This window comes from Gloeocapsopsis sp. IPPAS B-1203, assembly GCF_002749975.1.
Taxonomy (GTDB): Bacteria; Cyanobacteriota; Cyanobacteriia; order Cyanobacteriales; family Chroococcidiopsidaceae; genus Gloeocapsopsis.
In genome coordinates this window covers 1-1,264 of the sequence record NZ_PEIG01000039.1, presented here as the reverse complement: position 1 = coordinate 1,264, position 1,264 = coordinate 1, and the positions used below count along the sequence as shown (strand labels likewise).

1 protein-coding gene is annotated in these 1,264 nt (G+C 39.8%); it reads left to right on the top strand.

Annotated features, from left to right (window positions below; all coding sequences use genetic code 11):
• The first annotated feature begins 105 nt into the window (after positions 1 to 105).
• Positions 106 to 1,245 carry an IS4 family transposase gene (locus CSQ79_RS26885; RefSeq protein ID WP_099704161.1) on the top strand — a complete coding sequence of 380 codons (1,140 nt, stop codon included), beginning with the start codon at positions 106 to 108 and terminating at the stop codon, positions 1,243 to 1,245.
• The last annotated feature ends 19 nt before the right edge of the window (positions 1,246 to 1,264 follow it).

Sequence of the window (1,264 nt, the reverse complement as noted above, 5' to 3'; positions counted from 1 at the left end):
CTGATGGGGTGACAGGAGGGCTAAAAGTAAAGCTAGATAATAGTTTTAAGCTTTGGGTCAAAAAAAGATAGGCTGGCTATTGACATCGCCTGCCTATCACAAAAAATGCTGCCTAAATTCTATCAGACTCATTTGCGCTCCACACTGAATGCGAATCAATACATACTACTAAATCTTCTAGTTGAACTACTGCAAGGGCAAAAACAAGTTCGATTAGAAAGGCTAGCTGCAAATCTACCACTACCAATTAAATTCGAGAGTCGCCGTCGCCTGTTGCAAAGGTTTTTAATGTGCCAATGTTTGACAATTTCTACAATTTGGTTTGCAATTATCAACTATTTGCTGTGCAGCTATTTCACCGATAACAAAGAGTTAATTCTTGTAGTCGATAGAACGCAGTGGCGTGATTTAAATTTATTGATGGTAAGCCTAGTTTGGAATTCAAGAGCTATTCCTGTAAATTGGCAGTTTTTATCGCACAGAGGTAATAGTAACTTCAATCAGCAACAAGCTCTATTCACTACCGTGCTACCGCAATTGGACTACAAAGTTACTGTTTTAGGCGACCGAGAGTTTTGCTCAATTGAATTAGGGCAGTGGCTGGAGAAACAAGGGGTAGCAATATGTCTGCGCTTAAGGTGTAACGAGTATATTCGTCGCCAAAACGAGTTTACACAACAGTTAAAGCAACTAGGGTTAAAACCAGGTCTGTCTATGTTCTTTGCTGGAGTCAATATTACTAAGCAAAATGGCTTTAGCCAGTTTAACGTAGCGTGTAAATGGAGCCGAAACTACCGTCGGACTCAGACAAAAGAAGGCTGGTTTTTATTAACTAATCTATCAACCCTTCAAGCTGCTGTAGCTACTTACCAACAGCGTAGTGGAATTGAGTGTATGTTTAAAGACTGTAAAAGCGGTGGTTACAATCTTGAAGGATGCTATGCAATTGAAGCTCGTCTATCTGTAATTGTTTTACTCATTGCTATTGCCTATACCAGCGCAATTATTCAAGGTATAAGTATTAAAACATCAAAGGTTGAACGTTACATCTGTCGTCCAAAAGATAGGGGTCGAATTCAACGCCGCCATAGTAATTTTTGGATAGGCTTGTATGGTAAATCTTGGCTAAATAATCTCCAGTTATGTATTCACTGGGTAGGTCAATGGATGCGTATTAATCGCAACAAGCAACTCTATTATCAGCGTGGTTTGAAAGCTATAGACCAAATCCAGCCTTTATTCTAGCTCCCTGTCACCCCATCAG

What these genes read in the sequence shown, in the direction of transcription:
- CSQ79_RS26885 (WP_099704161.1), top strand. Translation starts at nt 106, where the DNA reads ATGCTGCCTAAATTCTATCAGACTCATTTGCGCTCCACACTGAATGCG.